Origin of the sequence: Streptomyces sp. NPDC053755 (genome assembly GCF_040677675.1) — a bacterium.
Classification (GTDB): Bacteria; Actinomycetota; Actinomycetes; order Streptomycetales; family Streptomycetaceae; genus Streptomyces.
Map to the genome: position 1 here is coordinate 198,031 of NZ_JBFASK010000008.1, position 6,103 is coordinate 204,133.

General features: G+C 75.3%; 2 protein-coding genes. One reads left to right on the forward strand and one right to left on the reverse strand.

Features of this window, described 5'->3' with window-relative positions:
• Positions 1 to 60 precede the first annotated feature (60 nt).
• Positions 61 to 2,469 carry an HAD-IC family P-type ATPase gene (locus AB0K65_RS11665; RefSeq protein ID WP_365715598.1) on the forward strand — a complete coding sequence of 803 codons (2,409 nt, stop codon included), beginning with the start codon at positions 61 to 63 and terminating at the stop codon, positions 2,467 to 2,469.
• A 116-nt stretch (positions 2,470 to 2,585) separates the two neighbouring features.
• Here the strand turns inward: AB0K65_RS11665 and AB0K65_RS11670 are convergent, their stop codons facing one another.
• A complete protein-coding gene (locus tag AB0K65_RS11670; protein WP_365715599.1) occupies positions 2,586 to 5,774 on the reverse strand; it encodes a molecular chaperone Hsp90 in 3,189 nt (1,062 codons plus the stop codon).
• Positions 5,775 to 6,103: the final 329 nt, after the last annotated feature.

Sequence of the window (6,103 nt, forward strand, 5' to 3'; positions counted from 1 at the left end):
GGTCCGATCTTCCGTCCCTTCGGCGGGTGAACGACTCCTTCCGGTCGTAACGTCGAGAACATGACTCAGCGGGCGAAGATCGATACGGACGGCGTCGAGGGCACGACCGCCGAACCCCCCGTCGTCCACCGCGTCGCCGGCCTCACCTCCGCCGAGGTCGCCGAGCGCGTCGCCCGCGGCGAGGTCAACGACGTACCCGTCCGCTCCAGCCGCTCCACGGCCGACATCGTCCGCGGCAACGTCTTCACCCGGTTCAACGCGATCATCGGCGTCCTCTGGGTGATCATGCTCTGCGTCGCACCGATCCAGGACAGCCTCTTCGGCTTCGTGATCGTCGCCAACACGGGCATCGGCATCATCCAGGAGCTGCGCGCCAAGAAGACCCTGGACGGACTGGCCGTCATCGGCGAGGCCAAACCCACCGTCCGGCGCGACGGCGTCACCGCCGCGGTCTCCACCTCCGAGATCGTCCTCGGCGACCTGATCGAACTCGGCCCCGGCGACAAGGCCGTCGTCGACGGGGAGGTGGCCGAGGCCGACAACCTGGAGATCGACGAGTCGCTGCTGACCGGCGAGGCCGACCCCGTCGTGAAGAAACCCGGCGACCCGGTGATGTCGGGCTCGTTCGTGGTGGCGGGCGGCGGCGCGTTCACCGCCACCAAGGTCGGCCGCGAGGCGTACGCCGCCCAGCTCGCCGAGGAGGCCTCCCGCTTCACCCTCGTCCACTCCGAGCTGCGCTCCGGAATCTCCACCATCCTCAAGTACGTGACCTGGATGATGATCCCGACCGCGCTCGGGCTCGTCATCAGCCAGCTCGTGGTCAAGGACACCGACCTCAAGGACTCCGTCGCCCGGACCGTCGGCGGCATCGTCCCGATGATCCCCGAGGGGCTCGTCCTGCTCACGTCCGTGGCCTTCGCGATCGGCGTGATCCGGCTCGGCCGCAAGCAGTGCCTCGTCCAGGAACTGCCCGCCATCGAGGGCCTCGCCCGCGTCGACGTCGTCTGCCTCGACAAGACCGGCACCCTCACCGAGGGCGGCATGGACGTCACCGAGCTGCGCCCGCTGGGCGGCGCCGACGAGGCGTACGTCCGCAAGGTCCTGGGCGCCTTCGGGGAGTCCGACCCGCGCCCCAACGCCTCGCTCCAGGCCGTCATCGACGCCTACCCCGACGCGGAGGAGTGGCGCTGCACCCAGGCGCTGCCCTTCTCCTCCGCCCGCAAGTACAGCGGCGCCGCCTTCAGCGAGGGCGGCGGCGAGAGCTCCGCCTGGCTGCTCGGCGCCCCCGACGTGCTCCTCGCCGCCGACGACCCGGCGCTCGCCGACATCGACCACCTCAACGAACAGGGCCTGCGCGTCCTTCTCCTCGCCCGCACGACCCGCGACCTCGACGCGCCCGACGTCGCCCGCGAGGCCCGGCCCACCGCCCTCGTCGTCCTCGAACAGCGGCTGCGGCCCGACGCGGCCGACACGCTCGCCTACTTCGCCGACCAGGACGTCGCCGCCAAGGTCATCTCCGGCGACAACGCCGTCTCCGTCGGCGCCGTCGCCCAGAAGCTGGGCCTGCCCGGCGCGGCGCACACCGTCGACGCCCGCCGGCTGCCCGCCGAGCGCGAGGAGATGGCGAAGGTCCTCGACGAGGGAGCCGTCTTCGGCCGGGTCACCCCGCAGCAGAAGCGGGACATGGTCGGCGCGCTCCAGTCCCGCGGGCACACGGTCGCCATGACCGGCGACGGCGTCAACGACGTCCTCGCGCTCAAGGACGCCGACATCGGCGTCTCCATGGGATCGGGCTCGGAGGCGACCCGGGCCGTCGCCCAGATCGTGCTGCTGAACAACTCCTTCGCCACCCTGCCCTCGGTGGTGGCCGAGGGCCGCCGGGTCATCGGCAACATCACCCGGGTGGCGACCCTCTTCCTCACGAAGACCGTCTACTCCGTGCTCCTCGCCGTCCTGGTGGTCTGCTCGCAGGTCGAGTACCCCTTCCTGCCGCGGCACCTGACCCTGCTGTCCACCCTCACCATCGGCGTCCCCGCGTTCTTCCTCGCACTCGCCCCCAACAAGGAGCGCGCCAGGCCGCACTTCGTGAAACGGGTGATGCGGTACGCCGTCCCCGGCGGCATCGTCGCGGCGGCGGCCACCTTCACCACCTACCTGCTCGCCCGCTCCCACTACGCCGGCCCCGGCGCCCTCGACGCCGAGACGAGCGCGGCGACCCTGACCCTCTTCCTGGTCTCCATGTGGGTCCTCGCGATCATCGCCCGCCCCTATACCTGGTGGCGCCTGTGCCTGGTCGCCGCGATGGGCGGATGCTTCCTGCTCGTGCTCGTCGTCCCCTGGCTCCAGGACTTCTTCGCGCTGAAGCTGGTGGGAGTGACGATGCCCTGGACGGCGGTCGCGGTGGCGGCGACGGGAGCGGCGGTCCTGGAGTTCGCCTGGCGGTGGGTGGACCGGAGGTTCCCGGCGTAGACCGGACGGGACTCCCGCGCCCTCGGCCGTACGGGAGTCGCCCTCGGCCGTACGGGACGGCGAGGGCCCTCCGGTCGCGCGTCGCGGCCGGGGCCCTCGCCGTCCCGGGGCGGGCGTCAGTCGAACCAGCGGTCCCGGGCCAGTTCCGCCGTGCGGGACGGGTCCTCCAGGAGGGCGGCCACCTCGAAGCGGCGGGGCCACTGGCCCGCCGCCCAGGCGAGGCCCGCGGCGACGCCCTCCAGGGTGGCGGCGTGGATGACGCCGTCCGGGGTCCGGCGCCAGTCCAGCTCCACGCCCCCGGCGCGCAGCTCCTCGTGCTCGACGTACGAGTCCGGGGTGGCCGGACCGAGAAGGGCGTGCACCGAGGACGGGACGTCGTGTTCCTCGCCGACCGACGTGACCTCCGCCTCCACCGTCTCGCTCAGGCGCCGGACCTGGAGCAGCTCCGCCAGGTCGGCCGCACGGGACGGCGAGACCGGCAGCAGCGGCAGGTCCCCGGCGAGCGGCAGCAGGTCGGGGGCGTCGGCCACCAGGGCCTCGGAGGCGTCCACCACCACCAGGGAGCCGTCCACGACCGCGCGCAGCTCGTCCGGGAGGGTGACCTGCTCGGGGTCCAGGTCGGCGAGCGCCGTGTAGAGGGCGTGCAGCTGGGCGCCGGTCACCTCGCGCTCCGGGTCCGCGAGGCGGGACAGCAGCTCGGCCGCCCCGCCCGGCTCTTCCAGGAGCGCGGCGACCGAGGTGCGCACCCCCAGCGCCCGCAGGACCTGCTCGTCCTCGAACCCGGTCGCGTCGGCGGAGTCGTACAGTCCGGCGAGGAGCGGGTCGGTGCCCGCCGCCCGCAGACCGGCGGGGCGGCGGCCGTCCAGGACGGGATGGTCGCGCAGCCACCACGCGGTGTACGACCGGACCGTCTCCGTCGTCCCGTCCGGCAGCAGCACCCGTACGGGCTGGGTGAGCGCGTCCCGCAGCGGCGGCCGGGCGAGCAGGGCCAGCGCCTGCGGCCAGGCGTCGTCGTCCACGAGGTCGAGGTCCCGGACGGCGACGATCTCCGTCGCCACCGGCGGGACCGGGGAGTCCGGAAGCCGGTCGAGGACGTCCTCGCACCACACGTCGACCGCGTCGAGCAGCCCGGCGTCGTCCGGCTCCGCGAAGTCCCCCTCCCGCGGCTCCAGTTCGTCCGGGTCGAGGACCAGGTCGGTGGCCCGGACCAGGGTGAAGTTCGCGAGCACCCCGCAGGCGGCCAGCGGCTGCTCGCCCCAGCGTTCGGCCAGCTCGGCGTCGCACAGGGCCAGCTCGTCCTCCCGCATCACCGCGGCGAAGGCGCTTCCGGGCAGGACCAGTTCACCGGCGGGCGCCGGCTCGCCGTCCTCGTCGGGCAGCGCCAGCGCGCCCAGCCACGGCTCGTCGCCCGGCTCCAGCTCCGCGTCCCGGACGAGCGCCAGCACCGTCTCGGCCAGCTCCTCCGCGTCCAGGGCGTCGGCGTCCTCGTCCCAGATCTCCCCCGCGTCCAGGGACGCGGCGACCGCCGCCCTGACCTGCGGGGTGGTCAGGACCGCCCGGGGCGTGGCGGGCAGCGCGCCGAGCTTCTCCAGGAGCGGGTGCGCCGCGTCCGGGTGCGCCACCTTGAGACCGAGCCGGGTGAGGTCGGCGGGCGTACGGTCCTGCGGCAGCAGGACGTGACGGGGCCCGATGGTCGTACGGGTCCGGGCGGCCGCCGCCGGCTCCTCCGGGTCCCCGCCGAACACGGAGGGCTCCCCGGCCGCGCCCGCCAGCGGGACCGGCAGGCCGGTCAGCCGGTCCGGGTCCACGCCCGCCAGGGAGTCGTACAGCCGCCACCACCACGACGGCGCCCGGTCCACCCCCGCGAGCCGGTCGATCGCCTCGGTCAGCGGCACCCGGCCGACGCCGAGGGTCCGCAGCTCCGGCCGCCGCTCCAGGCCGGCCGGCAGCAGGGCCGGGAAGACCTCCGCGAGGACGGCGACCGTCTCGGCGCCCGCCCCCTCCACGACCTCGGCCTCCAGGGGCCGCAGCGCGGGCAGCTCCTCCGAGGGCGCCGCGGGCGCCAGGAACGCCACGCGCGGCAGGCGTCGCAGGATCGCCGCCCGCAGCTCACCGTCCAGGGCGCCCTTGCCGAGCGGCCCCGGCACGAGGTCGATCGCGGCGACCGTCACCGGCTGCCAGCCGCCGAGGAGTTCGGCGTAGGCGTCCGCCGCGCGCTCCACGAGGAAGTCGGTGAGCGGCCCGGGCGCGGGGTGGCGGCGGGCGGTGTCCAGCGGCAGCGACGCGATCAGGAGGGCGGGCAGGCCGAGCGGCTCGTCGGTGGGGGTGGGCGCGTGGACGACGGGGGCGGTACGGGGGAACCTCGGCGCCCCTTCCCCGTCCACCGGCACGGCCCACGTCACCGACCAGTGCGGGCGCAGCCGTTCCTCGACGGGCCGGCCCTTGAGGAGGGCGGGGTCGAGCGGGCCGCCGTGGCTGACGGTCCGCCAGCGGTGCGTGCCCTGGGCGGCGCTGTCGTCGACATGGACGTACCCCTCGTGCTCGGAGCGCGTGAGGGTCCGTACGCCGTCGGGGGTGTCCACCACGATCTCGGCGAGGCCGGGCAGGGTGAGGAGCAGGGCGTCGTCGATGGAGCCCAGGAGCCGCTCGGCGAGGTCGACGGCGGCGGAGTCGCGCAGCGGGAGCACGACGACGGTGTCGTAGCCCTCGGGGGCGGTGCCCTCGGCGGGCAGCGGGAGGCGCAGCAGGGGCACGTGGCCGTCGCGGCGCCGCAGCTCGTCCCCGAGGCCGGGACTGTGCCGCGCGGCTTCGGCGGCCAGCTCTCGGGCCTCGGCGAGGGACCAGCGGACACCGCCGTGGCGGCCGAGGACGGCGGGCTCGTCGCTGACGGCGAGGACGGCGGCGAAGCCGACGCCGAAGCGGCCGACGGCGCCGGTGTCGTTCTCCCGCTTGGCGGAGGCGCGCAGGGTGGACAGCGACTCGACGCCGGTCGCGTCGAGCGCGGCACCGGTGTTGGCGGCGGCCAGGACGGCGGGGGCGTCGGGGCCCGCGGGGTGGAGGGTGAGCCGGAGGCGACCGGTCACACCGGCACGGCGGGCGGCGTCGGCGGCGTTCTGGGCGAGCTCGACGACGAGCCGGTCGCGGTAGCCGCCGAGGGCGAGGTCCTCCTCGGCGTTGGCGTCCTCCCGGAACCGGGCGGGCCCGGCCCCCCAGGCATCGAGCACGCCCCGCCGCAGCCGGGCGGTACCGAAGGGGTCGGCTCCGTCGGTCGACGTCCTGACGCTGACGCTCACGTCTGACTCCACTCTGCGGAACGGGATGGGATGGGGCAGGGGCCGAAGGTACCGCGCCCGGACCCGGCCTGGTGCCGGGCACCCGGCGAGGCGGCGCCCGGGAGCGGGGCATGAGGCCCCCCGGCCCGGGCCGGTCCGCCCACCGCGTCGGCGGCCCGCCGGCCGGGGGCGGAGGGTGATCCCGGGGGCCTCGAAGCGGGCGGGGCCGCGTTCACGGGAGGGGTGCGAGACGACCCGCGCGGCGTCTGGTCCGTGCGGTCGCAAGGCGGAGGGTCGCCCTCGTACGGGACGTACTCGGACGATCCGACAACGCGGCGAGCGTGCGTGCCAGGCGTCGCGGG

Coding starts and splice junctions, on each gene's coding strand:
- AB0K65_RS11665 (WP_365715598.1), top strand. CDS start 61: ATGACTCAGCGGGCGAAGATCGATACGGACGGCGTCGAGGGCACGACC.